Origin of the sequence: Micromonospora sp. CPCC 205539, from assembly GCF_036906815.1 — a bacterium.
Taxonomy (GTDB): Bacteria; Actinomycetota; Actinomycetes; order Mycobacteriales; family Micromonosporaceae; genus Micromonospora.
Genome location: NZ_JBAKHW010000041.1, coordinates 1 through 26,581 on the forward strand (window position 1 = coordinate 1; position 26,581 = coordinate 26,581).

At 73.1% G+C, this 26,581-nt stretch carries 21 protein-coding genes and 1 pseudogene; 11 read left to right on the forward strand and 11 right to left on the reverse strand.

The features are described from left to right. Positions 1-115: 115 nt before the first annotated feature. Positions 116-4,321 carry a CHAT domain-containing protein gene (locus V6V47_RS27175; protein ID WP_334631216.1) on the reverse strand — a complete coding sequence of 1,402 codons (4,206 nt, stop codon included), beginning with the start codon at positions 4,319-4,321 and terminating at the stop codon, positions 116-118. Positions 4,322-4,380: 59 nt separating this feature from the next. On the opposite strand from V6V47_RS27175, the gene V6V47_RS27180 reads away from it, so the two are divergent. Continuing rightward, a complete protein-coding gene (locus V6V47_RS27180) occupies positions 4,381-5,253 on the forward strand; it encodes an aldo/keto reductase (RefSeq protein ID WP_334631217.1) in 873 nt (290 codons plus the stop codon). A 66-nt stretch (positions 5,254-5,319) separates the two neighbouring features. Here the strand turns inward: V6V47_RS27180 and V6V47_RS27185 are convergent. Next, a pseudogene (locus tag V6V47_RS27185) lies at positions 5,320-5,547 on the reverse strand (lipase); the annotation flags it as partial. Positions 5,548-5,580: 33 nt separating this feature from the next. On the opposite strand from V6V47_RS27185, the gene V6V47_RS27190 reads away from it, so the two are divergent. Further along, entirely contained in the window at positions 5,581-6,936 is a 1,356-nt protein-coding gene (locus V6V47_RS27190) for a pentapeptide repeat-containing protein (RefSeq protein ID WP_334631218.1), read from the forward strand. Positions 6,937-6,940: 4 nt separating this feature from the next. Here the strand turns inward: V6V47_RS27190 and V6V47_RS27195 are convergent, their stop codons facing one another. After that, the gene (locus tag V6V47_RS27195) at positions 6,941-7,534 is read right to left on the reverse strand and encodes a TetR/AcrR family transcriptional regulator (protein ID WP_334631219.1); all 594 of its coding nucleotides are present in this window, start codon (positions 7,532-7,534) and stop codon (positions 6,941-6,943) included. 203 nt (positions 7,535-7,737) lie between these two features. Between V6V47_RS27195 and V6V47_RS27200 the strand changes: the two genes are divergently transcribed. Continuing rightward, a complete protein-coding gene (locus V6V47_RS27200; RefSeq protein WP_334631220.1) occupies positions 7,738-9,204 on the forward strand; it encodes an MFS transporter in 1,467 nt (488 codons plus the stop codon). Between the two features lie 98 nt (positions 9,205-9,302). Further along, on the forward strand, positions 9,303-10,298 hold the full coding sequence (locus V6V47_RS27205) for an SEC-C domain-containing protein (protein WP_334631221.1): 996 nt from the start codon (positions 9,303-9,305) through the stop codon (positions 10,296-10,298). Positions 10,299-10,391: 93 nt separating this feature from the next. On the opposite strand, the gene V6V47_RS27210 is transcribed toward V6V47_RS27205, so the two are convergent. After that, entirely contained in the window at positions 10,392-11,522 is a 1,131-nt protein-coding gene (locus V6V47_RS27210; RefSeq protein WP_334631222.1) for a hypothetical protein, read from the reverse strand. A gap of 216 nt (positions 11,523-11,738) precedes the next feature. Between V6V47_RS27210 and V6V47_RS27215 the strand changes: the two genes are divergently transcribed. Both V6V47_RS27215 and V6V47_RS27220 read left to right on the forward strand, forming a co-directional pair. Further along, a complete protein-coding gene (locus tag V6V47_RS27215; protein ID WP_334631223.1) occupies positions 11,739-12,173 on the forward strand; it encodes an ASCH domain-containing protein in 435 nt (144 codons plus the stop codon). A 68-nt stretch (positions 12,174-12,241) separates the two neighbouring features. Next, on the forward strand, positions 12,242-12,649 hold the full coding sequence (locus V6V47_RS27220; protein WP_334631224.1) for a hypothetical protein: 408 nt from the start codon (positions 12,242-12,244) through the stop codon (positions 12,647-12,649). Between the two features lie 111 nt (positions 12,650-12,760). Here the strand turns inward: V6V47_RS27220 and V6V47_RS27225 are convergent, their stop codons facing one another. After that, on the reverse strand, positions 12,761-13,024 hold the full coding sequence (locus V6V47_RS27225) for a DUF6244 family protein (RefSeq protein WP_088949318.1): 264 nt from the start codon (positions 13,022-13,024) through the stop codon (positions 12,761-12,763). A 256-nt stretch (positions 13,025-13,280) separates the two neighbouring features. Between V6V47_RS27225 and V6V47_RS27230 the strand changes: the two genes are divergently transcribed. Further along, a complete protein-coding gene (locus tag V6V47_RS27230; protein ID WP_334631225.1) occupies positions 13,281-14,243 on the forward strand; it encodes a hypothetical protein in 963 nt (320 codons plus the stop codon). A 73-nt stretch (positions 14,244-14,316) separates the two neighbouring features. Here V6V47_RS27230 and V6V47_RS27235 read toward each other — a convergent pair whose 3' ends face one another. Beyond that, positions 14,317-14,535 (reverse strand): winged helix-turn-helix domain-containing protein, encoded by a 219-nt coding sequence (locus tag V6V47_RS27235; protein WP_334631226.1) that lies wholly within the window; start codon positions 14,533-14,535, stop codon positions 14,317-14,319. Positions 14,536-14,855: 320 nt separating this feature from the next. Here V6V47_RS27235 and V6V47_RS27240 point away from each other — a divergent pair, with 320 nt between their 5' ends. Genes V6V47_RS27240 through V6V47_RS27250 form a run of 3 tightly spaced genes read left to right on the forward strand, consistent with a single transcriptional unit; the run spans position 14,856 to position 16,122 of the window. Then, on the forward strand, positions 14,856-15,011 hold the full coding sequence (locus V6V47_RS27240) for a hypothetical protein (protein ID WP_334631227.1): 156 nt from the start codon (positions 14,856-14,858) through the stop codon (positions 15,009-15,011). After that, complete coding sequence (locus V6V47_RS27245; protein ID WP_334631228.1) at positions 15,008-15,664, forward strand: hypothetical protein; 657 nt, start codon at positions 15,008-15,010, stop codon at positions 15,662-15,664. Before V6V47_RS27240 ends, V6V47_RS27245 begins: the two co-directional genes overlap by 4 nt. Next, the gene (locus V6V47_RS27250; RefSeq protein WP_334631229.1) at positions 15,658-16,122 is read left to right on the forward strand and encodes a hypothetical protein; all 465 of its coding nucleotides are present in this window, start codon (positions 15,658-15,660) and stop codon (positions 16,120-16,122) included. Before V6V47_RS27245 ends, V6V47_RS27250 begins: the two co-directional genes overlap by 7 nt. Positions 16,123-16,127: 5 nt before the next feature. Here V6V47_RS27250 and V6V47_RS27255 read toward each other — a convergent pair whose 3' ends face one another. The 5 genes from V6V47_RS27255 to V6V47_RS27275 all read right to left on the reverse strand — a co-directional run bounded on the left by V6V47_RS27255 (position 16,128) and on the right by V6V47_RS27275 (position 24,753). Beyond that, positions 16,128-17,297, reverse strand: coding sequence for a TDT family transporter (locus V6V47_RS27255; RefSeq protein WP_334631230.1), 1,170 nt, complete (start codon positions 17,295-17,297; stop codon positions 16,128-16,130). A gap of 317 nt (positions 17,298-17,614) precedes the next feature. After that, positions 17,615-18,523 (reverse strand): hypothetical protein, encoded by a 909-nt coding sequence (locus V6V47_RS27260; RefSeq protein ID WP_334631231.1) that lies wholly within the window; start codon positions 18,521-18,523, stop codon positions 17,615-17,617. Between the two features lie 2 nt (positions 18,524-18,525). Continuing rightward, a complete protein-coding gene (locus V6V47_RS27265; protein ID WP_334631232.1) occupies positions 18,526-21,054 on the reverse strand; it encodes an FtsK/SpoIIIE domain-containing protein in 2,529 nt (842 codons plus the stop codon). A gap of 126 nt (positions 21,055-21,180) precedes the next feature. Then, positions 21,181-23,853 (reverse strand): hypothetical protein, encoded by a 2,673-nt coding sequence (locus V6V47_RS27270; RefSeq protein WP_334631233.1) that lies wholly within the window; start codon positions 23,851-23,853, stop codon positions 21,181-21,183. A gap of 102 nt (positions 23,854-23,955) precedes the next feature. Next, positions 23,956-24,753: an SGNH/GDSL hydrolase family protein gene (locus V6V47_RS27275; RefSeq protein ID WP_334631234.1), complete on the reverse strand. Its 798-nt coding sequence runs from the start codon at positions 24,751-24,753 to the stop codon at positions 23,956-23,958. 197 nt (positions 24,754-24,950) lie between these two features. Here V6V47_RS27275 and V6V47_RS27280 point away from each other — a divergent pair, with 197 nt between their 5' ends. Continuing rightward, positions 24,951-26,483 (forward strand): M1 family metallopeptidase, encoded by a 1,533-nt coding sequence (locus tag V6V47_RS27280; RefSeq protein ID WP_334631235.1) that lies wholly within the window; start codon positions 24,951-24,953, stop codon positions 26,481-26,483. The last annotated feature ends 98 nt before the right edge of the window (positions 26,484-26,581 follow it).

The following is a 26,581-nucleotide window of genomic DNA, read 5'->3' on the forward strand; positions in this document are numbered from 1 at the left end:
CAAGATCGCGCGGGGCGGGGCGGGGCGGGGCCGCGCGGGGCAAGATCGCGCGGGGCGGGGCGGGGCGGGGCCGCGCGGGGCAAGGCCGCGCGGGGTGGGGTGAGCGCGGGGTGTTTTACGGGCCTAGGTGGGCGTAGCCCGCCCAGGTGTCGGGTCGGTCGGGTAGCGCGGCGCGGAGCCGGCGGACAGCGTGGTGCAGGGCCAGGGCCGCCCGGTCCGGCGCGATACCGCCGGGCACCGCAAGGCCGGCGTACAGGTCGGCGCAGAGGCGCACGGTCAACGAGTCCGAGATGGACCAGAGCGCGCCGATGACGTGCCGGAACCCGGCGAGCTGGAACGCGGTGCCGAGGGTGAGCGCCTCGTCGGGCAGGGCCGCACCGCCGCGTACCGTCTCGCAGGCGGACAGGACGGCCAGCGCGGCCGGGCTGCCGGCGGGCCGCCACAGGTCCCGGACGTGCAGCGGGCCGTCGGCCAGCGCGAGACGCCCCCAGGCCGGGGCGCGCAGATCCTGGGTGCCGTGGCAGCACAGGTGGGCGACCGGCTGCTCGGGCAGCGCGGCGAGTACCGCCGCCGGGGTAGCCGCCGGGCCCAGGAGCGACCGGACGCGGGGCAGGTGCCGGCGGACGATTTCCTCCTCCTGGGCGACGCCGGGCAGGTCGGCCAGACCGGGTGTCTGCGGCATGCCGACGACCAGCGCGGAGTCGACCGGCTCGGGCCGGGCCGGCACACCGCGCCGGGCGTGCCCCAGCGCCCGCAGCGAGGCGGTGTACGACGGCACCACCCGGTCCAGCACCCCGTCGCCACCGCCGAGCGGGCCGGCCGCGTGCAGCGGCAGCAGCGCGAGCAGCCCGGTCGGGCACCACCACAGCCGAGGCCAGCCCGGACCCGCACCGGCCCCGGGCGCGCTGACCGCGGACGGATCGGCCGGCGCCGGAAAGGCCGCGTCGAGCACCGGTACGGCGATGACCCGCCACAGCCAGTCCAGGGTCTGCCCGACCGTGCTCGGGGCCGCCGCCCGACGCCGCTGCGCCGCCACCTCGGAGCCGGCCGGCGGCGGCCCGGTGAGCACCGCGATCGCGGTCAGGAAGGCCGCCGTCCGGTCGACCAGCTCGGCCAGGGTCAGCTCGGGCAGCGGCACCACGGTCACCTGGCCGCCGGCGACGACCAGCGCGTCGCAGCGCCGGGAGGCCACGTTGACCAGCACCACCGGGCCATCGACAGCGCACCGGGCCAGGGCGGCGAACGGCGGCGGGCGCAGGAAGTCGGCGAAGCCGGGTAGGTCGCGGATCTCGGCGAGCAGGTCGCGGCGGCGCGCCGCCAGGTCGTACCGCCGTTCCGGGGTCGGCCCGGCCTGATCCTGGGCGCTCGGACCGACGGGCCCAGGTGGCGGCAGCGCGGCGAAGCCGTCGAGGGCGGCTTGGAGGTCGGCGAGACGGGCAGCCAACTCCGGGGCCCGCGCGCCCAACGCCGCCAGGTCGGTGCTCGCCTCGTGGGCCCGGGTCAGCAGGACACCCCGGCCGTATTCGAGCAGCTCCACGGCGCGTTCCGGCCGGCCGAGGGCGACGGCGACCGCCGCGGCGTCGCTGGCCAGCCCGGGAAACAGCCCGAGCAGGCGGCCCTGGTCGTCGGGGTCCATCCCGTGCCAGGCCACCAGATCGAGCAGCCCGATCGCGGTGGCGTACCCGTCCAGCGCGGCCGACAGGTCGCCCGAGTTCGCGGCGAGTTCCGCGTACCGGGTGGCGGCGTTCGCCCGCAGCAGCGACGGCGCGGACTCCACCGCCGTGGCGGCGTGCAGCACGGCGGCCGCCTCGGCGAGTGGGGTGGCCTCGTCGACACCACCGGGGGTGCTGCCCGGGCCGGCTGGCGGGTCGCCAGCGGCGGCGGCGAGCGCTTCCAGGGCGGTGGCCAGGTTGCTCAGGCACATGGTGCGGTCGGCATGCTCGGCGGGCAGCGCGTCGGCCGCGCCCCGGTAGGCGGCCAGCATGGCGGTGGCGTCGGCCTCGTCGTGGCGGGTCTGGAACCGCAGCAGCAGCGCGGCACCGAGGTTGGTGAGGATCCGGTGCCGGTCCCGGTCGGCCGACGGCTCCCGTTCGCTGAGCCGTTGGAGCAGTCGGATCGCCTCGTCCAGCCCTGCCGGGTCGTCTCGCAGGCGGTGCCGCAGCAGGTGGGACAGGGCCAGGGTGCCGACCGTCTGGGCGTACTCGATGGGGTTGGCCTCCCGTTCGGCCAGGTCGGCGGCCTCGCGCAGCACCCGCACGGCGGTGTCGGCGTCCTCGGCGATGCCGGCCTCGACCTCGTCGGCGGGCCCGCCGCTGGCGGGCAGCGCGTCGTTCAGGGCCAACTCCACCCGGCGGTTCAGCGCGGAGCCGTAGTTGGTCAGCGACAGCATGCGGTCCGGGTGCCCGGGAGGCGCGGTCTCGATCGCCTCCGCCAGCACCTGGATGGCCTCGGTCAGGGTGGCCAGGTCCTGCGTGGAGGCGAACAGGCCCTGCAACACCAGGCCGAGGTTCGAGCGGTACAGCGGCCGTGCCACCGGATCCGCCGCCGCAGCGACCACCGCCGCCCGCAGCGCCACGGCCGCCGGCTCCAGCAGTGCCGGCTCCCCCGTCAGGTCGCTCAACTCGCGCAGGGTGTTGCCCAGGTTGTTGAGCACCACGTGGCGCTGCGGGTCGCCAGGAGGCATGAGCGGCTCGGCCTCGGCAAACGCGTCCCGGGCGGCCCGCAGCGCGCGCACCCCACCCAGGTCGGCCTGCCCGCGGGCCAGCGCCTCGCCGAGGCCGGCGAGCCAGCGCGCCCGCTGGACCGGCTCCGTGGCGGTGGCGAGGCCGTCACGCAGCAGGCGCATCGCCTCGGTGAGGTCGTCGGGCCGCGACCGACGCTCGTACCGGGTCACCAGCAGGCGGGCCAGGCTGCCCCGCAACTCGTCGAACTGGGCCGCCCCGGGCCCGGCCGCCGCCACCCGGGACGCCTCGATCGCCGCGTCGAGGTCGGCTGCCACGTCGTCGGCCGCGTGCCGCTCGGCGAGCAGGGTGGCCAACCCGGCCTGGACGATGCCGGCCAACTCCGGCTCGAGCCCGCCGAACGCGGTCAGCGCCGCCTGCGACGCCTCGATCGCGGCATTCCGGTCGGCCGGTGCCCGGTCACGCACGAACCGGTCGGCGAGCGCCGTGCCGTGCAGCGCGGCGGCCCGCGGATCCCCGCCGGACCGGGCGGCGGCGAACGCGTCGACCGCCTCGTCGAGGTCGCCCGGCCGGCTCCGCAGCCGCCACCGGTCGCGGAGCCGCTGCCCGAGGTTGAACGACGCCAGCGCGCGCAGGGTGGCGGTGGCTCCGGCGGCCCGAGCGGCATCGCGCAGCAGCGTGATCGAGGCGTCCAGGTCCGTGGGGGCGCCGTCGACCTCGTACCGGTCACCGAGCACGTTGCCGAGGTTGAACAGCCGGTTCGGGCGTTCCGGGTCGCCGGCCGGGGTGGACTCCAGGCTCTCCCGGTGCGCCTCGATCGCGGGCGGCAGGGCCCGACGCCGGCCGAGGTGCTGGAACTGGTCGCGGTGCACCTTGCCGAGGGCGGACAGGAAGTGCAGCCGCTCGGGCACGCCGGGCGGCGTGCCGTCCACCGCGCGCCGCAGCAGCGACTCGGCCCGGTCGGCGGCCCGGTAGTCGCGACTCGTCTCCGCGGCGCCCATCAGCATGACGGCCTCGAGGAACAGCATGCCGGCCTCACTGTCGGCCATCGCGGACGTACCCCCGGATCGACCGGGACCGGCGGCCCGGCCGGTGCCGGCGGACGCCGGGCCGCTCGGACCCCGCTGACCGGGCACCCGGCCGGCGTCCGGCGGCGGGCGGTACGCGTGCAGCATGGCCAGCATCGACGGGGGCACCAACTGCGGGGCGAAGCGCAGCAGGAGCTCGGTGAGCGAGACCGCCTGCGCGAGGTCGTCGGCGTCCTCGCCGGAGGGCAGCAGCTGGTAGCGGTACCAGTGCAGACACGCGAGGAGGAAGATGCCCTCGGTGACCCGGTCCGGCAGTGGCGCCTCCGGGGGCGCGGCGACCACCACCTCCATGACGGCCTGGGCGTCGTGCAGCGCGCCGGAGTCGAAGACCTGGCGAGGGTCCGAGGTGGTGCCGTAGCGGCCCAGCCGCTCCCGCAGCCGACCGACCGGGTCAGGCTTGGACCGTCGCCACATCACGCCTCCCCGACCGGACACATCGACTCTGATCAGGGGTAGCAGACCGGGCACGGCGTGCGCCAGCGACACGGCGATCCGGATCACCCAGCAGATCTCGCCCAGCGCCGGTTCGACGGACGGTTGAGGGGGGATCATGAGAGGAGTGGCGGGCGACGTCCATCGCACCGCGACGAAACGATTGGGGATGTTCGCGCATGTCGACCGACTTCAGTAAGCAACCCGCGAAGGCTTCCGGCACCTACCGGATCGGGGGCGACCTCGCCGTCGACCGGCTCGGCTACGGGGCCATGCAGCTCACCGGACCGGGCGTCTGGGGCGACCCGAAGGACCCGGCCGAGGCGGTCCGGGTGCTGCGCCGGGCGGTCGAGCTGGGGGTGACGTTCATCGACACCGCCGACTCGTACGGGCCGTTCGTCTCCGAGCTGCTGATCCGCGAGGCTCTGCACCCGTACGCCGATGATGTGGTCATCGCGACCAAGGGCGGGTTCACGCGCAGCGGCCCGGGTGACTGGCGTGCCGTGGGCCGCCCGGAGTACCTGCGCCAGCAGTGTGAGCTGAGCCTGCGCCACCTCGGCCTGGACAGCATCCCGCTCTACCAACTGCACCGGATCGACCCGAAGGTGCCGCTCGCCGACCAGCTGGGCGAGCTGGCGCTGCTGCAGCAGGAGGGCAAGATCCAGCACATCGGGCTGTCCGAGGTGAGCGTCGAGCAGATCGAGGCGTCCCAGGCGATCACCACGATCGCCTCCGTGCAAAACCTGTACAACCTCGCCAACCGCAGCGCCGAGGCCGTCCTCGACTACTGCGAGCGCAACGACCTCGCGTTCATCCCGTGGTTCCCGATCGCCACCGGTGAGCTGGCCCGCCCGGGCGGCCCGCTGGACGCGATCGCCAACGCGCACGGCTCGTCGCCCGCGCAGCTCGCGCTGGCCTGGCTGCTGCGCCGGTCGCCGGTGATGCTGCCGATCCCTGGCACGTCCTCGGTGGCGCACCTGGAGGAGAACGTGGCCGCGGCCGAGGTACGGCTCACCGACGACGAGTTCGAGGCGCTGGCCAAGGCCGCCTGACCCACCGGGGAGGGCGCTGCCGGTTCGCGGGGGTGGTCCGGGCCCGGACCACCGCCGCGGCCCGGGTCAGAGCGCGAGGCAGTTGGGTCGCACCGGGCCGTCGACCAGGGCGCCGCGCACGAGGGTGTACGCCGTGCCGTCGAGCACCAACCCGAGGTGCCCGACGACCCGCAGCGGGCAGTACGCCTGGATCAGCACATTGGTCGCGCCATCGTTGACGGCGGCGTTCCCGGTCGGCCGGACCAATTCGTCCTGCATCGTGCGGATGGTGGTGTAGCGCACCGCGCCCGGCGAGCCGGGCAGGTGGGGGGCTGGCATGCTGTGGCCGTGGCCGACGACGAACGCCCCGAGCACCGGCTGCGGGTGATGCCCTGGTGGCTGGTCCTGGTCGGCCTGCTGGTCGCCGCCGCCCTGGGCTGGCTGGTGCTGGACCTGCTGCTCAGCGAGGCCGATCGGGCCAGCCAGCCGGACACCCGCGCCACGCTGCGCATCGACGCGATCCGCACCGGCCTGACCGTCGTCGCCGGCACGGGCGGTGGGCTCGCGCTGCTGCTGGCCGCCCGTCGACAGTGGATCACCGAGCGCGCGCAGCGGCACCAGGAGAGCGTGGCCGCACGGGACCAGGCGCACCGCGACCGGGTGCAGGCCCACGCCGAGTCGGTGGCCGAGGCCGCGCAGCGGCACCAGGACCGACAGTCCGGGGCGGCCGAGCACGACGCGGCCGAGCGCCGGCTGACCGAGCTCTACACCCGGGCGGTCGAGTTGCTCGGCAACGACAGCGCGGCGGTACGCCTCGGCGGGCTGCACGCCCTGGAGCGCCTCGGTCAGGACAATCCGGGGCAGCGCCCGACGATCGCGGCGGTGCTCTGCGCGTACCTGCGGATGCCGGCGGGCGATGGCGAGCCGCGCGAGACGGAGGTGCGGCGCACCGCGCAGCGCGTGCTCACTCGGCACCTGCGCGCGGGCGACGGGGCCTACTGGCCGGAGGTCACGCTGGACCTGGCCGGTGCCCGGCTGGTCGACTTCGACGCCGCCGGCTGCACGTTGGTCGACGCGAACTTCACCGCGGCGGAGTTCACCGGTACGACCACCTTCGCGGGCGCGACGGCGCGGGGGCGCCTCCTGCTCGGGGCGGCGGTCTTCGGTGACGTGGTCTTCGACGATCTCAACGCCGACGGGGAGGTCGTGCTGGACGGTGCTCGCGTCGGCGGTTCGGCCAGCTTCGACGGGGCCGCGTTCGACGGCCTGTCCTGCCGGCGGTCCAGCTTCGCCGGCCCGGCCTCATTCCGTCGGGCGACCTTTGGTCAGCCGACCAGCTTCGACGCGACCCGCTTCGAGGATTCCACCAGTTTTCGGGAGGCCGAGTTCGTCGGCGCCCTGTCGATGGAGCACACCGAGTTCGGCGGGTCGGCCAGCTTCCACGCCGCCCGTTTCACGGACATGGCGCTGTTCCGCTGGACGATCTTCGGCGCGGAGGCGCTGTTCGACGGCGCCCGCTTCATCGACGCCGCGAACTTCGGCCGGGCCCGGTTCCACAGCATGGCCAGCTTTCGCGACGCGCAGTTCAGCCGGCCACCGCAGGTCGAGCAGGCCCGGGCCCTGCCCGATCCCGGTCACCGCTGGCCGGCGGGCACGGTGGTGGAACGGCTCGACGACGAGTGGCTGCTGCTGGTCGACCGGTGAGCGGTCAGCGGACGGCGGCCGCGGGGCGCAGGCCGTCGAGCGCGACCCCGAGCACCCGGTCGCGCTGCTCGGGCGACGGGAACTGGGCCATGGTGAGGCCGCTGAGCAGCCGCACCACGTCGTCGAAGCCGATGTCGTCGCGGACCACGCCGGCGGCCTGGGCGCGGTGCATCATCGGCTCGCCGGCGTCGTAGATCAGCGTCCGGCAGTTCTGGAAGATCTCGGAGTCACGCAGCAACTCCTCGGCCAGCGCCCGCTTCGTGGCGACGTACGCGACGAAGCGGTGCAGCCAGGCGACGAGGGCGTCCCACGGGGGCAGCTCGGCCAGGTCGGCGGCGGACCGGCCCAGGCCCTCGACCTCGTCGACGTAGACGGCCTCGAACAGCTCCCGGCGGTTGGCGAAGTTCCGGTAGAGCGTGCCGATGCCGACGCCGGCGCGGCGAGCCACCTCCTCCAACGACGCGGCCGCACCGTTCTCGGCGAACGCCTCACGGGCAGCGGCGACCAGGGCGTCGTAGTTGCGCTGGGCGTCGGCCCGTCTGGGCCGCCGCCTGAAGACCTCAGGCACCTCACCCGCGCTGGTCATGACGTACGTCACCTCACCTTGGTTGCATCCGGAGGAACCCCTCCGCTAGCTTAGTGGAGGCACCCCTCCGGAATTCCGGAGCCCCGCCTCCGGTTAGCTTACCTCGGGACTCGCCGATCCGTTGGGACCACCCGATCGCCCGGACCCGACAGCCCGCCCGCCACGCACGACGGGCAACAAACCTCTTTCCGTACCAATCGAGGGAGTTTCCTCTCGTGGCAGTAACCTCCCGGCGCAGCTCGCGTCGGCTCACCTTCACCGTGCTCGCGGCCGGTGCCGGGTTCTTCGCGATGCTCCAGTCGTTGATCACCCCGGTGCTGCCGACCATCCAGCAGGACATGCACACCACCCAGAACACCGTGACCTGGGTCCTGACCGCCTATCTGCTCTCCGCGTCGATCTTCACGCCGATCCTCGGCCGTGTCGGCGACATGGTCGGCAAGGAGCGGATGCTGGTCGTCTCGCTCGCCGCCCTGGCCCTCGGCTGCCTGCTGGCCGCCATCGCGCCGAACATCGGCGTGCTGATCCTCGCCCGGGTCGTGCAGGGCATCGGCGGTGGCGTCTTCCCGCTGTCGTTCGGCATCATCCGCGACGAGTTCCCCGCCGCGCGGGTCTCCTCCGCCGTCGCCGCCATCTCGGCGATCGTGGCCGCCGGTGGTGGCCTGGGCGTCGTGTTGGCCGGCCCGATCGTCACCACCCTGGACTACCGCTGGCTCTTCTGGATCCCGATGGTCGTGGTCGGGCTGACCGCCGTGGCGGCATACCTGTTCGTGCCCGAGTCGCCGGTGCGTACCCCCGGACGAATCGACTGGCGGGCCACCCTGCTGCTCTCCGGCTGGCTGGTCGCGCTGCTGCTGCCGATCAGCCAGGGCGCCGCCTGGGGCTGGACCTCCGGCCGGGTGCTCGGCCTGCTGGCCCTCGCCGTGGTGCTGCTGGCCGGCTGGCTGTTCGCCGAGATGCGCTCGGCCAACCCGCTGATCGACATGCGGATGATGCGCCTGCCCGGCGTCTGGACCACCAACCTGGTCGCCCTGCTCTACGGCGCGTCGATGTTCTCCGTGTACGCCTTCCTGCCGCAGTTCGCGCAGGCCCCACGCGCCGCCGGCTACGGGTTCGGCGCCAGCGTCAGCCAGGCCGGCCTGCTCATGCTGCCGATGCTGGTCGCCATGTTCGTCGCCGGCCTCGTCGCCGGCCGGCTCCAGGCCAGCTTCAGCGCCAAGGCGCAGCTCACCGCCGGCGCCGCGTTCAACGTGGCGGCCTCCGCGATGCTGGCATTCGCACACGACACCCGGTGGGAGGTCGGCGTCGCCGGCGGCCTGGCCGGACTCGGCATCGGGCTGGCCTTCGCCTCGATGGCCAACCTGATCGTGGCCAGCGTGCCCGCCAGCCAGACCGGCGTGGCGACCGGCATGAACGCCAACATCCGCACCATCGGCGGTGCGATCGGCGCCGCCGTGGTCAGCGGCGTGATCACCGCGAACCCGCAGGCCAACGGCCTGCCCCGGGAGGCCGGCTTCACGACGGGCTTTCTGGTCCTCACCGGAATCGCCATCACGGCCACGCTCGCGTCCTTCGCCGTCCCGTCCGCCCGGCGGGCGGCGGCCGGTCGCCGGCCGTCCACCGCGACGATCGTCGAGTCGGAGCTAGCCGGCGAGTTCGCGACCATGCCGTCGGCACGCTAACGCGCTGACACGCTGACACGCACCGACGCCCGGGGTGGGAGACCATCCCGGGCGTCGCTGCCGATCCCCCACCCCTCCCATCTGCCAGGATGGCCTCCATGCCGACGTCCGAACTGCTGACCGCCGACCGCATCGAGGAGATCGCTGCGCTGGAATCCGCGAGCACCGACCCGGGCGCGCTGGTCGCCGAGCTGGTGGGCGCCGTCGACGAGGGCCGCGTGGCCGATCCCGACGACACCGGGTACGCCCTCCTGGTCGCCGTGGACATCCTGGAGCAGGCGGGGGACCTGGGCGACGCGCTCACGCTCGCCACCCGCGCCATCGCCGAACAACCGGACGACAACGCGTACGCCCGAGCGGTGCGCGGCGGTCTGCTGCTGCGCCTCGACCGCGCCGACGAGGGCCTGGCCGAGCTGACCGAGCTGCGCCCACTGTTGGAGACCGACCCCGAGGCCACGTACCTGATCGACGAGCTGGCGGAATCCGGCCGCGTGGAGACGGCGGTGGAGTGGCTCACCGGGGCGCTCGACGCGATCCTCGAACGGACCAGAGCCGAGCAGCACGGGTCCGAGGATGCGCAGGACAAGGCCGCCGCCATGATCTACGGCCTGGCCCAGCAGCGGCACGACCTGCGCGAGGAGTTGGGCCTGCCGCACGACGACTACGACAACCTCGCCGACCGGCTCCGCGCCGCCGGCGAGCACGCGCTCGGCGCACTGGACGACGACGGTCCGGCGACGCTGCTGTTCTGGCCACAGGCGGAGTTCGACGCGCTGCTGGTGCGTTGGCCCGCGCTGGTCGACAGCTACCCGCCCCACTGGGACGAGCACCGCGACCAGATCGAACGGGCGCTCGTCGACGCCGCCGGAGCGGGCCCCACCGATCTCGGTGTGGTCGCCGGGTCCGTCGCGGGGCTCGCGGCCTTCGCCGAGCAGCAGGGCGGCGACCCGACAGACGAGACCACCCTCGACGAGTACGCCGACTCGCTGAGCGGGACCGACCTCCGGGCGTGGCCGCCCGGCCGCAACGACGCCTGCTGGTGCGGCTCGGGCAACAAGTACAAGAAGTGCTGCCTACCCCGCTCCCGAAGCTGACTCCTCCCCCGCGCTCCGCCCCCGCTCCCGTGCCGCCTCCGGCGCTGTGCAGGCGGCACCTTCCCCGACGGCGCGCCCGAGACTGACCGGGCACTAGGAGAACAGCAGCACCGACTTGCGGGTGGCGTTGCCGAAGCTCAGGTTGCGGCCACCGGTGTTGAGCACCGGGGTGACCGCCACCTCGAAGGAGACCGTCGTGCCGGCGGGGACCTGGTGGTTCTCGTTGGCGCTGAGCGTCACGTAGCCGCCGCCGATGAGGAGCGGGTCGACCTCCACGGTCTGCTGGTTCAGCATCTGGACGACCGGCGTCGGGTTGCCGGGGAAGGTGTAGACCGCCCGCAGCCGGACCAGATCGCCCTGATGCAGACCCACCAGGTCGATCTTCGACTGGTGACCGATGACGCCGGCGGCGGTGATCCGGTAGGCGACGTTGCCGTCGCTCCATCGGAGGGCGTGGAAGGCCCCGTCCGCCGTGATCGCGAAGCCGGGGAAGATGGTGACGATAGAGACTGTCTGCACGTCCGTGCCTCCTGCTGTGGTAGCGCCGATCATCACCGCGAAGTCGGTGTCCGTGCCCCGAAACGCGTTCGCGTCACAGGTGTGCTGCGCACCGATCCGGGCCGTGCTGGTGTACTGCCAGACCTTCGGCATGGCGGCCGGAGTCCCGTACACCTGCCAACCGGGACCGGTGTCCCCGCCGGCCCTGGTGTACGCGGGTTTGAAGTCCTCGTCGCGGTTGTGCGGATAGTTGGCGTTCCAGCGTGGAAAGTGGCCGAGCTGGCTGTTGCCGTACTGGCCCTTGGAGGCGTACATCAGGACGGCCTTGGTGGTGCGGGCCTCCAGTTCGTTGCCGACCTGGACCCCGACGGCCGGCGCGACGCTGTCGTAGGGCCATCGCTCCAGGTCGACCTGCCAGAAGAAGCCCGGCCAGGTACGCCACCAGGGCAGCTCGGCGTCGGCGTACGCGATGGCGGTCCGCGCCTGGGTCGCCGCCGGCACGCCGGAGCGGACCACGATGTACATCCCCAGGTACGGGATGCCGGCGTCCCGGCCGGCGGCCAGGATCCAGCCGCAGCTCTTGCTCTTGAAGATGCTGGAGGGGGACTGCTCCGTCCCCTTGCTGGTGAGAAAGTCGATACCCAGGCCGGACGCGGCGGCGACCCGGGCCCGGGTCAACCCCCTGCCGACGTCGTAGTCGCTGGTATCCCATCCGTAGAGCGTCACGGGCCGCACCTCCGGCGCCGAACATCGAGGGGAGACGCCGCAGCAGCGCGGCGGAATATCATGCCTTCCGGCTATAGACACGAAAAGCGTTGTATGGACCGTACGTCGCCCGTAGCGGAAAGAAACCCCTGGTCAGGGGCCATTTCGGTGGGTGCGAATTGCGGCCTCGCTGCTGTCGGGCAGCCGACACGGCAAGCTCAGCCGTACCCTCGGCGCATGAATCTCGATGATCTTTCCCTGGCGGAGTTCGCGTTTCCGGGGCCGCTCCGGGATCGACTGGTGGCCGCGATCCTGACCGGTGCCAAGACGTCGACCTCCGGCCTACTGGCCGGGTACGAGCGCGAGAACGAGCCGCTGCCCACGGTCGGCCAACGGTCCGCGGTGGTGGACTCCCAGAATCGACGGGTCGCAGCTATCGAGCTGACCGAGGTGCGAGTGGTCCGGCTCGCCGACGTGGACCTCCAACACGCCGTCGACGAAGGTGAGGGCTTTGCGTCCGTGGCGGAGTGGCGGACCGACCACGAGAGCTTCTGGCACAGCGCAGAGGTCCGCGCCGAACTGGGCGACGACTTCACTGTGGACGACGAAACCCTGGTGGTAGCGGAGCGCTTCCGGCTGATACACGTCGCCGAAGACGCGCCGATCGATTGATCCCTGCCAGTTTCAGCGAGGGCTAGGGTGACCGCAGGTAAGCACCCACTCCGGCAAGGAGGACTTTCGTGCGCCGAATCGTCACCACCATCGCACTGTTCGGGCTCTCGCTGGTCGCGTTCCTCGCGCCAACGCCAGCGAGCGCCGCAGGCCCCGTCGACGTAACGTCCGCGACCCTGGTGGCCCGAGGGGTGGCCGTGGACGTCACCCTCACCGTGACGTGTCCAGTCGACATGTCCGGCGGCGGGGAGTTCATCCTCAGACAACGCTCGGGCGACCGGGTGGCATACGGGTCGGGCTGGGCGCCGATCGACTGCACGGGCGCGCCCCAGTCTTTGACGGGGCGGGTCTATGCGGAGGCGGGCGGCCTTGTCTTCCACAAGGGCGTCGCACTGGCCGCCGGCGGCTTCGAGCTGTGCAGCGAAACATCATGTGACAACTGGCGGTACGAAGACTCGGTCCGAATCACCCGCTGAGCTCGTCGGCTGGTCGCCCGGGCCGCCCCTCGCGGACCGGGCGACCGAAGGCCTGATGACTGTTTTGCACCGCCGCGGGTGGTTGGCGGGAGGTGCTACCAGCGCCCGCGGTCAATTTCCCAGCGCTCGAACCTTGGCAATCGTCTCCTGGACGTGCTGCTTGGCCGGGTCGCCACCCTGGGATGCCTGCGCGAGTGCCTGACGATAAGCGTCGATCATGCCAACCAGCGGGCCTGCCGCCACACCCTCCAGTGCACCGGCGACCAGAGCCCGAGCCTCAGCCGCGTCCTGTGCTGCCGCCGCGGTCTTGGCCTTCGCCTCGTCCAGCTTCTGCGATGCCGCCGCCAACCTTGCGATGATCTGTGCTGCGCTCACGCGCATCCTCCCCCTGGTCGACCATCGCCTCCACCACCACCGGCGGAGATTACAAGGGAGCGTACGAGATTGGCGGCAACCGTCGAAAGCCTTCACTGGAGCGAACCGCCTAACACTCCCAGCGCGCGACTAGCGACGGTGCCACTCCGGTAGCCCCGGACGGCCCGCCAAACTTTGGACAGTTGCCGTTACGCGCTAACGGAAACTGTCCAAGATCTGGCGGCGTCACGCGGTGTCCGCGGCGAGACTTCCTCACATGGTGCCCTCCGACGATGCCGGCGCGCTCGAGTGGCTCGCCTTCGAGCAGGCGGGCGTCCTCACGACCGCGCAGGTCTCTCAACTGCTCCCAGAGGGGGTCGTGCGGGGCCGGATCCGCTCCGGCCGGTGGCGGTCGATCTGCCGAGGGATCCTCCTGACCGGCAACGGCCGCCTCACCCGCGACCAACAACTGTGGGTGGCAGTGCTGGCCGCAGGCCCGGGCGCCGTATTGGCTGGGGTGACCGCCGCGGCCGAAGCCGGGATACGGGGACTGCGACGCGAACCGCTACACGTACTGGTGCCGGCCGCCCGCCGCGCGGCCCGGACCACCCTGCGCCGACTGCCGATCGACATGCCCGCCGTCCTGGTGCACCGCACATCGATCCTGCCGGAGGCCCATCTCCAACTCGCCCGCCCACCCCGCACCACGACGGCACGAGCCCTCATCGACGCGGCCGGCTGGGCCGCCGGCGTCGACGAGGCCCAAGGGCTGCTGGCCGCTGGCTGCCAGCAACGCCGAGTCCTACCCGACGAACTGCACGCAGTCCTTGACGCCCTGCCCCGCGCACCCCGCCGACAGCTCATCCGACAGACCACTCACGACATCGCCGGCGGCGCACAAGCACTCTCCGAGATCGACTTCATACGGCTGTGTCGCCGTCACCGGCTGCCGACGCCGGACCTACAGGAACACCGGACCGACGCCGCCGGCCGTAAACGGTGGCTGGACGCCTACTGGCGGGAATGGCGCGTACACGCCGAGATCGACGGCGCACACCACATGGACTCCCGGCAGTGGGCCGCCGACATGCGCCGACAGAACGACGTCTGGACCAGCGGCGACCGAATCCTGCGCTTCCCCGCCTGGCTGATCCGCGCCCGCCCCCACGAAGTCGCCGAAACGATCCTCCGAGCCCTCACCGCAGCCGGCTGGACCCCACCACCACCCCAACCGACGTGAGACTTGGACACTTTCCGTTCCGCGCGAACGGAAACTGTCCAAGATCTGGAGCGGGCACCTGGATCGGGCGGGCTCAGTGCTCCGCTACGTAGACGCCGACGCCAGGCACGCCCACCACAAGCCCTTCTGCCTTCAGTGTGAGCATTGCGTTCCGCACGACGATCGCGGAGACGCCGTGAATCTGGCAGAGCTGTGCCGTGGATGGCAACTTGTCGCCGGGCGACAAGTCACCCGAGGCAATCTGCTTGCGGATGTGCTCGGCAAGCTCAACCCACTTGGGGCTTGGTGGCATGGCGGTACTCCCTGGTCAGCACCGTCATTCGACCACTCTTCACCTTGCTATCGCAAGTGATAGCTTGACTGCGATAGCTTGTTATCCTAGGCTCCGAACTGACCGGCTCCCTGGTCAGCACCCGTGGAGTTGGTTCTTTCCCACCGCGCAGAGAGCGCCCGGTCGGTCGGTCCCCCCGTCCGGCCGGGCGTGCCGGGGCGTGCCCGCACGCCGCCCCGCCGCGATGCCCTGACCAGCAAGGAGACCCACCCCGACGGGAGCCCCCGATGCCCGATCGACCCAACGACTCCACCGCTAGCCACGATCCAAAGCAACCCCTCGTGTCCGACAAGGACATCGAGGACGCCGACGACATCCTCTTCGCCCATCCACCCCGGGTGGTGCGCCGCTGGGTCTGCGACTGCGGCGTGGACTACCCCTGCCCTGACGTGCTCTTCGCCCGTCTGGTCAAGGCCACCGCCGAGGCGGGCGAATGAATCCTGACCCCATCGACGACCTGCGTAACGCCTGGCTGGCCACGATCGCCGCCACCGACCGGGCCGGTGCCCAACTGCACGGTGCCGGGCCACCGGGCCGGCGGTTGCCCTGGCAGGACGCGGTCACCGAGTGCTGGCGGGCGCTGAGCCTGGTCTACGCGGGCGTGGCCGCAGCCCGCGATCCAGCCATCTGGGCGTCGGATCGAGACACCGGCTCGGCCGGTGAGGTGCTCGCCGGCCTGCGCGCGGCCCAAGGAGACGCCGACCGGGCCGCCGCCCTGGCCGCCCGGGTGCGCACGAGGTTGAGCGCCGCCGAGGACCGGCTGCGGCGTACCCGAATCGTGGCGGACGCCACCGCGGCCCGACACCTCGCGGCGGCGATCGTCCGGCTCGACCTCGTCGTCACCCGACTGGCGGTGGGCACCCGCCGGATCGACCGCTCGGTAGCCGCGCTGACCGGCGCCCCGACGGCAGCACCCGACCCAGACCCGCCCAGCACCAGCGCCACCGGCCGCACCACCAGCACCAGCACCAGCACCGACGAGATCGCCCGCGGCTGCCGCACGGCGAGCGCCCTGGTACGCAACCGACGACGCACGCACCAAACCACGCCCAGGAGACGGCTCAGAATGATCAAGGAGCGACCATGGTGACCGATCCTCACGCCGCGCTGCGCAGTCTGCTGGCCGGGCGGCTGCACGGCCACGAGCGGCGGCTGCGCCGGTTCGCCGAGCCGGATTGGCGGCGGTACGCCGATCTGCTCGCCGGGGCGCTGCTGGTGGCGGTGCGGCGGCGGTTCGTCGCCGGGCAGGATCGGGCGCCGGTGATCCGGTTCGTGGCGTCCGCCCGCGAGCGCTACGACGCCACCGGCCGCGACGTCGACCCGGCGGTGGCCGAGGCGCTGGTCTGGGCGGCGCTGGGCGAGCGTCCACCGGTGCCCGACAACGTGCCGACGATCGTCGCCCGGACGGTGCTGCTGCTCGGCCTGCTCGAGGACGAGGGCCTCACCGATCGGGAACGGGACGACGTCCTCGCGGCGGCCGCGCGCGCCGCCGACGACTCGACCCAGGACGCGGAGCAGCACCAGCCGACCGCCGGAGACCAACAGTAGGCGGATCAGGAGGGCGCAGGCGCGGGCTGCGGCGGCAGGAAGATCCGACCCCGGGCCGACTCCCACGCGGTACGTGCCGTCACGGTCAACCAGGCGACGACCAGCAGCACGTAGCCGACCACCGCGACCCACTCGAAGACCACCGATCCGGTACGCAGCGCGAGGGCACTGGTGCCGGTGACGACGGTGCCGAGCGGGAAGACGAAGCTCCACCAGGTCAGCGAGAACGGCAGGCCGGCCCGGGCGGTACGGATCGTCACCGCAGCGGCGAGCCCCAGCCACAGCATGGCGAATCCCCAGGTGGGGAGGCCGTAGAAGAGGCCGAGCACCTGCGCGGCCGCATCGTAGGGCGCGGGTAGCGCGAGCGGCGCGACGTTGCCGAGCAGGTTCGCGGCGGTCACCGACTGCCCCAGCGGGCCGAGGACGATCCAGAGCGTGGGTACCGCTGCGGCTGGGCCGATCCCGTGCTGGATGAGCCGCTGCCAGATCTGCCCGGTGATGATCAACGAGGCGAAGAGGCTGAACCCGAAGATGACGTAGCAGGTGAGCAGCAGGGTGAGCCGGACCTGGCCCGACTGCGCATGCGGCACGAGCAGCGCTCCGGTCGCGGCCGAGACCATCGGCGGCACCACCGGCATCAGCCAACCGCCGGACGCGGCGTCCGGCGCGAAGCGGAATTTGGTGATCATCTTATACGGAATCCAGACGCTGGTGACCAGACCCAGCAGGGTGCCCCCGATCCAGAGCACGGTGTCCACGGCGACCGCGGCGGTCAGGCCGATCCAGTCCCGCCCCAGGAGGAGGGTGCCGGCGCCGACCGTCATGACCGCCATCGCGGGGGCTCCCCAGAACGGGGCCATCAGCGGGTTGTTCGCGTGGGCCCGCGCCGTCGCGGGATAGCGGGTCCAGTGCACCGCCCAGGCGGCCGTCAGCGCGACCAGCAGGGAGGCGGCCAGCGCCCACACCACGGTGGCGGCGACCCGCAGCCCGGCCACGTGCACGGGCAGCGTCGCCGCGGCGATCCCCACGATGCTGGTCCCCATGACCGAGGTGTACCAGTTCGGGCCGAGGTTCTGGAACACCTGCGACGGATGATCCAGGTCGCGGAGCAGCCCCCGCGTGGCGCGTGCCGGGGCGGAGCCGCCAGCCAGCGGGGAGGAGAGGAGCGCGGTCATGTCACCACAATCGCCCCGATAAGCTCAGGCAACCAGTTTTTTTGCCCTAAATCACCTCGCTGCGCGTCCCGGCCGCGACCAGCCTCAGCAGGATGCCGGCAGCGTTCTCCCGCCGGGCTCCAGGGCGGCCGGCTCAGGTTCGGGTCCTTTGCTCTGCTTCAACGGACGCAACGAAAAGACCCGGTTAGTGTTGCGCCGGGTGAAGCAGAGCAAAGGACCCGAAACAGCAGGCCCGGGGGCCCGAGGACCGACGGCAGGATGAGCGGCGCACCACCGTCCGTTACCGGCGTGAGGAAGAGCCACAGTGGGCAGACGGGTCAGCGCAGGCCACGGACCAGCAGCAGGTAGCCGCAGTAGGCCATCGGCACCAGCAGGAAGCAGATCAGGAACCCAAGCGGCAGGTAGCGCGGCGGCGTGCCGACGACCATGGCGGGTCGTCCCCAGCGGCCGAGCACCAGGTAGCCGCCGAAGAACGCCACGGCGGGCAGCCCCGCGCAGATCCACGCGCCGAGGGTGAAACCGTCGACCAGCCCGACCCCGGAGGCGAGCACCAGGGTCAGCACGAGCACCCCCGCGGCCGCACCAGACGCGCTGTAGACGGCGACCGCCCGCGCCAGCGGTGACCACGTGGGCAGCAGCGCCGGCCGCTGGGCCAGCAACTCGGCCTGCTGCCCGTGCCGGTCGGCCTCGTCGGCCAACCGCCGGGCCAACTCCAACTCCACCGTCGGATCGACCGCCGTCGCGCGCTGCGCCGGCACCCCGACGCCCGCCGGGCTCACTGCCGTCGGCAGCGCCAGCCGCGCGTCCCCCACCGGCAGCTGGGAGTACGCCCCGACATCCGCCCGCCCCGGCACGCCGGCTGCGCCGGCGGGTCCCCCGTCCCCCGATCCGGGCGCGGCGGGCGGGCCGAACCCGGCAGTGGAATCACCGGTCGACCCGGTCCCCGCCGTCGAGGCGGGCCAACCAGCGCCCGCGCTCGGACCGGGTGCGGCGCCCGCGCCCGGCTGCCCAACCCCCGAGGCAGGGGCGGTCGCGGGCTGGTCGACGTTGATCGCTCGGCCGAGCTGGTCGAGGCGGTGCCCCTGGGCGGTGAGGCGCTGGTGCAGGTAGTCGACGGCGGCGTGCAGGCCACGGCGGCGCTCGGACTCGGCTGCGGCGTCCCGCTCGCCGGTGCGGCGCTGCTCGGCGAGCTGGCGGGCCAGTGCCGCGTACTCCTCGAAGGACACCGTCACTCTTCCCCGTCCGGCTCGTGCCCGTCGCGGGCGAACGGCACGATCAGCCGGGTGCGCTGGTCGTGCCGGTCGATCAGCAGCGCCCGGTCGGCGCGCGGCGTGTAGGCGAGGTCGTGCACCCCGAGGTGCAGGGCCAGCTCGGCACCGGGCACGTTGAGCGCGACCAGGCAGGCCACGTCGTCGCGGTTCTGCGTGCCGCCGAGGTCGTCGGCGAGCCGGCGCAGCCCACGCCACCAGCCGAGCAGGTGCACACCCTGCCCGGGGCCGTGGCGCAGCACGGTACGCAGGTCGTCCAGGCCGGAGCGGAAGGTGACCGGGTCGGCGGCGCCGAGCACCGGCGCGGCGGCGTCCATGCCGAACACCACGAGGTATTCGCGCCCGGTCGGCTCGGCGGCGAGGGCGGCGATCCGGTCACGCAGGCCGGTCGCGTCGAGGCGTTCGACCGGGTGGCCGGCGGCGCGCAGCGCGGATTCGGTCTCGTCGGCGATCGGGGCGGCGGCGCTGACCAGCGAGGCCAGCACGAACCGGGTGTCACCGGCGGCGTGCTGGCGGGCCAGGCTGAGCGTCGCGGCGCGCAGCACGTCCGCGCCGGCCGCCGCGGTGCCCACCACGGCCAGGTGCCGGCCCGGGGTGGTGTCCATCAGGAACAGCGCGGTGGTGCCGTCCACGTCGACCGTCCGACCGACCAGGGCCATCGGGCGTCGACCACCCGGGCGCAGCCCGGCGAAGGTGGGGTCGTCCTCGACGCGCGCAGCCTCGTACCCCTTGAAGACCGCCGGTGCTCGCGCGCCCGGCGGGCGGGCCTGCCACAGCTCGTGGCGCAGCGCGGCGAGGTCCGCGGCGGCGGCGTGCGCGTCGGGGAAGCGCAGCACGGTGTCCGCGCCGACCGCGCCGGCGGCGGTGTTGATGACGGCGGAGCCGATCGGCAGGGCCGCCGCGGCGTCGTTGAGCGGGTCGAGCACCCCGCCACCGCCGGGCAGCGCCACCCGCAACGCGAACTGCCCGAAGATCGCCTCGGCCCGGCCGTAGAGCGCCTCGATGCCGGTCATGCTCTGGCTGGCCAACACCAGGTGCACGCCGTACGAGCGGCCCTTGCGGGCCAACTCCTCCAGCAGGTCGACGGACTCGCGGGCCAGCGCGTCGTTGCCGGCGAGCAGCACGTGGAACTCGTCGATGACCGCCACGATGCGCGGCAGCGGATTGTCCCGGGGCAGGTCGGCGAGCTTCGTGACGCCGTGCCGCTTGAGGGCGGTGGCCCGGCGCTGCGACTCGCGGCGCAGCTCACGCAGGACGGCGAGGCCGTACTCGCGGTCGGACTCGATGCCGACCGCCCGGGCGTGCGGCAACCAGGACGGGTCCCGCCCGGTGGGCACGAACTCGGTGAAGCTCACGCCCTCCTTGAAGTCGAGCAGGTAGAGCTGCAACTCGGCCGGCGAGTAGCGGGCGGCCAGCCCGTAGAGGACGTCGAGCAGGAAGACGGTCTTGCCGGCGCCGGTGCGGCCACCCACCAACCAGTGCGGGGTGGCGTCGTCGAAGGCGACGGTCAACGGGGTGCGGCCGGCCCGGCCGATGACGGTCCGCAGGCCGTTGCCGGCCGACTCGGCCCAGCGCCGCTCGGGCAGCAGCTCGGCGAAGTGCAGCGCGTCGGTGCGGCGGGCGGCGGCACCCAGATGGTCGGCGAGCGCGCGGACCGAGGCCGGCGGCGGATCACCGTCGAGCAGCACCGGCGCGGCGAGCCCGGTGCCGTCGGCGCTGAACGGGGCACCGGCCGGGTCGCCGACCTGCGCGTACCCCTGGACGAGCCGGACCGCCGTGGTGCCGCCCAGTGGCGGCGAGGTCTCCCCCGGCGACCGGGACGGGTGCCCGGCGAGCAGCACGCAGACGGCGGCGGCCGGACCGGCGTGGGTGAGCGCCGCGAGCCGCGCCAGCTCGCGGGGCGGCGGGGCGGCGGTGGCGACCACCACCAGGAGCTGCCGGGCGTCGGGGTCCGCGTGCTGCGCCGCGCGGGCGTGCCGTTCCGCGGTCTCCAGCAGCGCGGCGAGCTCCGCCTCGCCGGTCGCTGGCGGATCGAGCACACCGGCATCGAGTAGCGGACGTAGCGGGCCGAAGGTGGCGCCCAGGGCGGCCGTGTCGATGCCGACGACCCGGACCTGACCGGCTGGCGCGGTGGCGAGCAGCCGCAGCACCAGCGCCCGCAGCAGCCCGGCGACGCGCGGGTCCCGGGCGTCGGTGTCCAGTGCCAGGTGGTGCCCGCCGCCGAGCGGCACCAGCACCGGGAAGCCGCCGTCGGGAGTGGACGCTTTGCCGATCCGGACCGCCGTCGGCGCCTCGGTGAGCGGGGTCGCGCCGGGGGTGGGGGTGGCCAGCGCGCCGCCGAGCCGGGCCAGTCGGGCCACCAACTCGCCGGTGTCGGCCGGCGGGGCCACGGTGGCCGCGCCGAGCGCGCCCCGGGCGGCCTCCAGGTGTGCCCTGGCCGCCCGGTGGGCGGTGACCGCCTGCCCGTACGCCGTCGCGAGCCTGCCCACCCTCTGCCCCCAACGCCGACGACCGTCTGGTCCCAGGAACCCTAACGGACGTCGGCGGCACCCGGACAGTCCCGAGAGGACGTGTCCCGCCGCCTCGGTCACGCCCGATCTGTCACACCCGATCTGTCACACCGGGACGCAGGCCACCGGGCCGGGCCGGTCGGCCACGCCGCAGCGGAACACCTCCACGGGTGCGGTCGACACGTCGGGCACCTGCTCCACGCGCATCAGTGCCAGCCGCTTGTCGACCGGTTCGCCCGAGTCGGGCGGGAACCGGATCAGCCCGGCCACACCCGGGTAGCCCTGGCCGGCGTTCTGCCGCAGCACCTCGGCGTGCACGCCGACCGGGTTGACCGACTCCGGCTCCCAGCGCTGGCCCGGGTCGGCGTGGTGCAGCCGAGCGGCGAGGCTCTCCACGGCCCGGACCATCATCATCGCCGCGTCGTAGGCGAGGCTGATCCGCTCGCCGACCTGCTGCTCGGAGCCCGGCCGGCAGCGCGGCGGGTCGAGCAGGTCGTCGGCCTGGATCCAGGACAGGAAGCTGGCCCGGGCGTCGTCGCGCTGACCCTGGGCCGCGCGCAGCGCGGCGCAGGTGGCCAGGGCGGCCTTGGAGACGTACGTGACCGGCAGGTTTCCGGGTGCGGCGGCGCGCAGCCCGGGGTTGGCCATGTAACGGTTCGCCGAGTCGTCGGCGACCAGGTGTCGGGGCGGGTCGGCGCCGCACTCGCGCAGCGCCCGTAGGAAGCCGTCGAACTCCGACCATCGGCCGGCGTAGAACAGCAGGCCGGCGTAACCGCACTCGTCGGTCAGCCGCTGCCCGGTCCGCCACTCGTCGAGGCGGGTGATCCGGGTGCCGAACCGTTGCCGGAGCCCGTCGACCAGGGTGCCCACGTACAGGTCCTCGCTGAGCGAGCTGCCCTCCAACGTCGTGTAGTAGACGTGCGCCTCGTCGACCTTGAGCACCTGCTTGGCGTACGCGTCGACCATCTCCACCTGGTCGGTGTTGGGCGCGGAGATCTGCAGGTAGAGCCGCGAGTTGGCGTCCATCTTGTCGGCGGAGAGGGTGGGCGCCAGCACCGGCAGGCCGATCTGGTTGAGCTCGCGCAGCGCTCGGGCGGTGCTGGTCCGGCTCTCCACGAGGCCGACCACGCCGAGCACCGTCGGGTCGTCGTGGGCCAGCTCGGCCAGCATCGCCACGGCCCGGTCGGCGTAGCGCATCTGCCGGCCGCCGTTGGCCACCACGATCCGTAGCAGCGCCGCGCCGTCGGCGCCCGCCGACTCCTGGAGCAGCGCGTACTGCGCGGTGGCCATGCCCTCCAACTCCTCCCGCTCGGAGACGTAGGACTCCTCGTCGGCGCGGGTCCGGTTGCCGGTCAGGGTGCCCAGGTAGACCAGGGTGAGGAAGGGTCGGCGCCGGTCGCTGCGCTGCCAGACCTCCTCGGCGGCGCGGTTCTGGGCGAAGATGCGCTGCTGGATGGTCCGCAGCCGGTCCTGGCCGGGGTCTTTGTTGAACACCTGCGCGGCGCTGTCGCTGTAGCCGACGCACTCGCCGTCGACCTGCACGACCGAGACGTCGCCGCCGGTGAGCGCGGGATGGCAGCCCGGCCCCCACCGGCTGCCCACCCACGCGCCGCCCGTGGCCAGCAGCACGAGGCAGAGCGCCGCCGGCAGGAAGCGCCGCGACCACCAGGGCGGCTCGGGCGCGGTGAACGGCCGCACCCCGCCGCGCGACGGCGGGCCGGGATCGGTGTCGTCCGGGCGCAGCACCACCAGCCAAGCGGCGGGGCGGCGCAGCCGCCGCATCTCCGGCAGCGCCTCGGTCCACTCGTCGTACGCCTCGTCGGCCTCGGTGAGCGCGTGGGGTTCGGGCAGCTCCGGCGGGGGTCGCCCACCCGAGGCGACAAGCAGCAGCGGGTCGTTGCGGCCGGTCTCGGTGCGGACGTCACCGATCAGGCGGACCAGCTCGCCGCCGACGTTGTCCGGGGCGACGTGATCGAGCAGCAGCACCGGGTACGCCGTGCGCCGCCAGTCCGACGGACGCCACAGTCGACGCCGGTACGCCTGCCGCAGGTCCTCCAGGAACGCGTGCAGCAGCAGCTTGTTGACCTGGTCGGGTTGCTCGCCGTCCCGCCAGCCGGCGGTGAGGCGCTCGGCGAAGCCGAGGAAGGTGACCGACTGCCGAGGGGCCAGGTACTGCTGACGCATGAACCAGCGGTAGTGCCCACCGATCACCGGCACCCGGCCGGACACGGCGGCCCGGAACACCACCCCGGGAACGGCCCGGCGGACCAGCCAGAGCAGCACCTGCGAGACGATGCTGACCGCGTCGCCGCCGGAGGGCACCGGCTCGGCGGTACGCGGGCCGCGGCGGTCACGCAGCCGGCGTACCAGCGCGGCCCGGCTGTCGTCGGCGTCGACGCCGAAGCTGAGGCTCTGGTGCATCAGCCAGTCGGCGAGCGGGTAGTGCTGGAAGCGCAGTCGAGCCGCCCCGAACGCCTCCAGCGAGAGCTGGCGGTGCAGCTCGCGCAGCAACGCCGGCACGTCTCCGGCGCCCGGCGGCACGTCGACGTCCAGCACGGCGTGCGGGACGCGGCGGCGGGGGCCCTGCCCGAGGAAGCGGCGCAGCGGCACCACGAGGTCCGGCGGGTCGGCGCGGACCAGCCAGACCACCGGCAGCCGCCGGTCGCCCCGCCGGGGTCGCCGCAGCAGCCGCGCGAGCAGCCCGAAGAACTCCAGCGCGCCGGCGGGGAGCCGGTCCCGGCCCGTCGTCGCCTGTCTCTGACCAGTCAACTCCCGCATCGGCACCCCCCGACCGTGGCACGGCGTGAGCGCCGATTCCACCTAGTGTGGTCATCCGGCGCAAGGCGCGGTACCGGCCGGGCGGGTGCCGTGCGGGTGCGCTCAGCCGGTGACCGCGGTGAGCGCCGGCAGGTAGCCGTACCGGTAGCCGTCGGCCTTCGGGTGGTACGCCTCGATGACGCCGCTGACGTCGTTGATCCACGGGGTGCCGGCACAGACGCCGTGGCCGGCGAAGTAGGGCCGGGTGTCGGCGAACGTGGCACCGGCCGCGCCGGCGCGGGCGGCGGTGACCGCGGCGAGCACATCGGCGGCCTCGTTGAGGATGGTGCGCTTGTAGGTGCTCATCGCCAGCCAGCCGCAGGACGTCGTCTCGAACAGGCGCGGGTAGCCGAGCACGATCAGCCGGGCGTTCGGGGCGCGGTTGCGGATGGCGGCGTACGTGGCGTCGAGCCGGCCGGGCAGCGTCGACGTCGCGAAGGCCTTGGCGGTGTTGACCGCGTCGGTGCAGGCCGTGGTGCTGCCGAACCGGCAACTGGTGATCACGTTGACGAAGCCGGCGTCGTTGCCGCCGATGGTGATGGTGACCAGGGTGGTGCTGGCGCTCAGCGAGTTGACCTGGCTGTTGAGCACGTCGGCGGTGACCGCGCCGCCGCAGGCCGGGAAGCTGAAGCTGGCCACGCCGTGGGCGGCGGCCCAGAGCGGGGCGTACGACTTCTGGCTGCGCAGGCAGGTGGACCAGTCGTACGGGCCGGCGCCGACACCGGAGGAGTACGAGTCGCCGAGCGCGACGTAGTTGATGACGGCGGCCTGGGCGGTGCCGGGGACGAGAACCGCGCCGAGAGCGGCGGTGCAGACGGCGACCAGTGTGGCCAGGGCGCGGGCCAGCGGGCGGTGGGGCATGACGGACCTCCACAGGACAGGGGTGGTGGGATCCTGCGACCGCGCGCGTGGCCAGGGGCGGAACGGTTGTTACCAGGCGGTAATGCTATCGAAACATTTAGATCAATGGAATAGCTTCGCCGCGCGGCGGGCCGGCGGGGTGGACAGTTGTCGATTAGGTTGGCGAGGCGAAAACCCCGATGGAGGGAGTCCCTTCCGTGCGACGAGTCCTCACGGCGGCCACCACCGCCCTGACCCTCACGACAGCCGGCATCATGCTCACCGGCACCCCCGGCCAGGCCGCCCCGACGGGCTGGGGTCGACCCACCGTCACCCTCGCGCCGCAACCCGGCGCGCCGGGGCTGGGCGACAGCTACTTCCCCGACTACGGCAACGGCGGATACGACGTCGAGCACTACGACGTACGGCTGCGCTACGACCCGGCGACCGACCTGCTCTCCGGCACCACCACCATCCTCGCCACCGCGACCGAGGACCTGTCCCGGTTCAACCTGGACTTCCTGCTCGACGTCGAATCGGTACGGGTCAACGGCTGGGCGGCGACCACCAGCACCGAGGGCGCCCACGAGTTGGTGGTCACCCCGTCCCGCACCGTCGTTCGGGGCCAGCAACTGACCATCGTGGTCCGCTACGCGGGCATTCCGTCGGAGACGCTGGTCGGCGGTTACACCGGCTGGACGCGTACCGACGACGGGGCGCTCGCGGTCAACGAGCCCGAGTCGGCGTGGTGGTGGTTCCCCAGCAACGACCACCCGCTGGACAAGGCCACCTTCGACGTCTCCGTCTCGGTGCCCACCGGCGTCGAGGTGATCAGCAACGGCGTGCAGCCGCGGCCGCCGCTGGCCGAGGCCGGCAACCGCACCCGGTGGATCTGGCGGACCACCTCCCCCACCGCGACCTACCTGGCCTTCATGGCCATCGGCCAGTACGACATCGTCACCGACACCACGCCGAGCGGCCAGCCGGTGGTGAACGCGTACAGCACCTCGCTGGGCGCGCTCGGGCCGGCCGCGCGGGCCAGCATCGAGCGGACCGGCGAGATCGTCGACTGGGAGAGCGGGATCTTCGGCCCGTACCCGTTCGAGGCGCAGGGCGGTGTGGCCGGCCCGATCGACGGCATCAGCTTCGCGCTCGAGACGCAGACCCGACCGGTGTACGGCCCGGGCTTCTGGCGGCGCGGCGCCAACACGTACGTGGTGACGCACGAACTCGCCCACCAGTGGTTCGGCGACTCGGTCTCGGTGGCCGACTGGCGCAACATCTGGCTCAACGAGGGCTTCGCCTCGTACGCCGAATGGCTCTGGTCGGAAGAGCAGGGCGAGGGCACCGCCCAGGAGCTGTTCGACTTCACGTACGCCAGCTACCCGGCGGACTCGGGGTTCTGGCAGGTGCTGCCCGGTGACCCGGGTGCGGCCCGGGTCTTCGACGACGCCGTCTACGACCGGGGCGCCATGACGCTGCACCAGCTGCGGCTGGCCGTCGGTGACGACGCGTTCTTCGAGATCCTGCCCGCCTGGACGGCCGAGCACCGGCACGGCAACGGCACCATCGAGCAGTTCCAGGCCCTGGCCGAACGCATCTCCGGACTGGACCTGGACGACCTGTTCACCACCTGGCTGTTCACCGCCGGCCGGCCGGACGTGGCCACCGCCGCGCGCAAGGCCGGCCCGCCGGCCGAGCCGAAGTCCTGGAGCACGATCCGCGAGTCCCACCACCTGCACTCACGCTAGAGCCCCAAAGTCGGCCGGGAGGCCCGCCGCTTGCGCGGCGGACCTCCCGACCGTCCGGCCGTCCAGGCCCGTCCGGCCGCCCAGACGGCGGTCCCGAC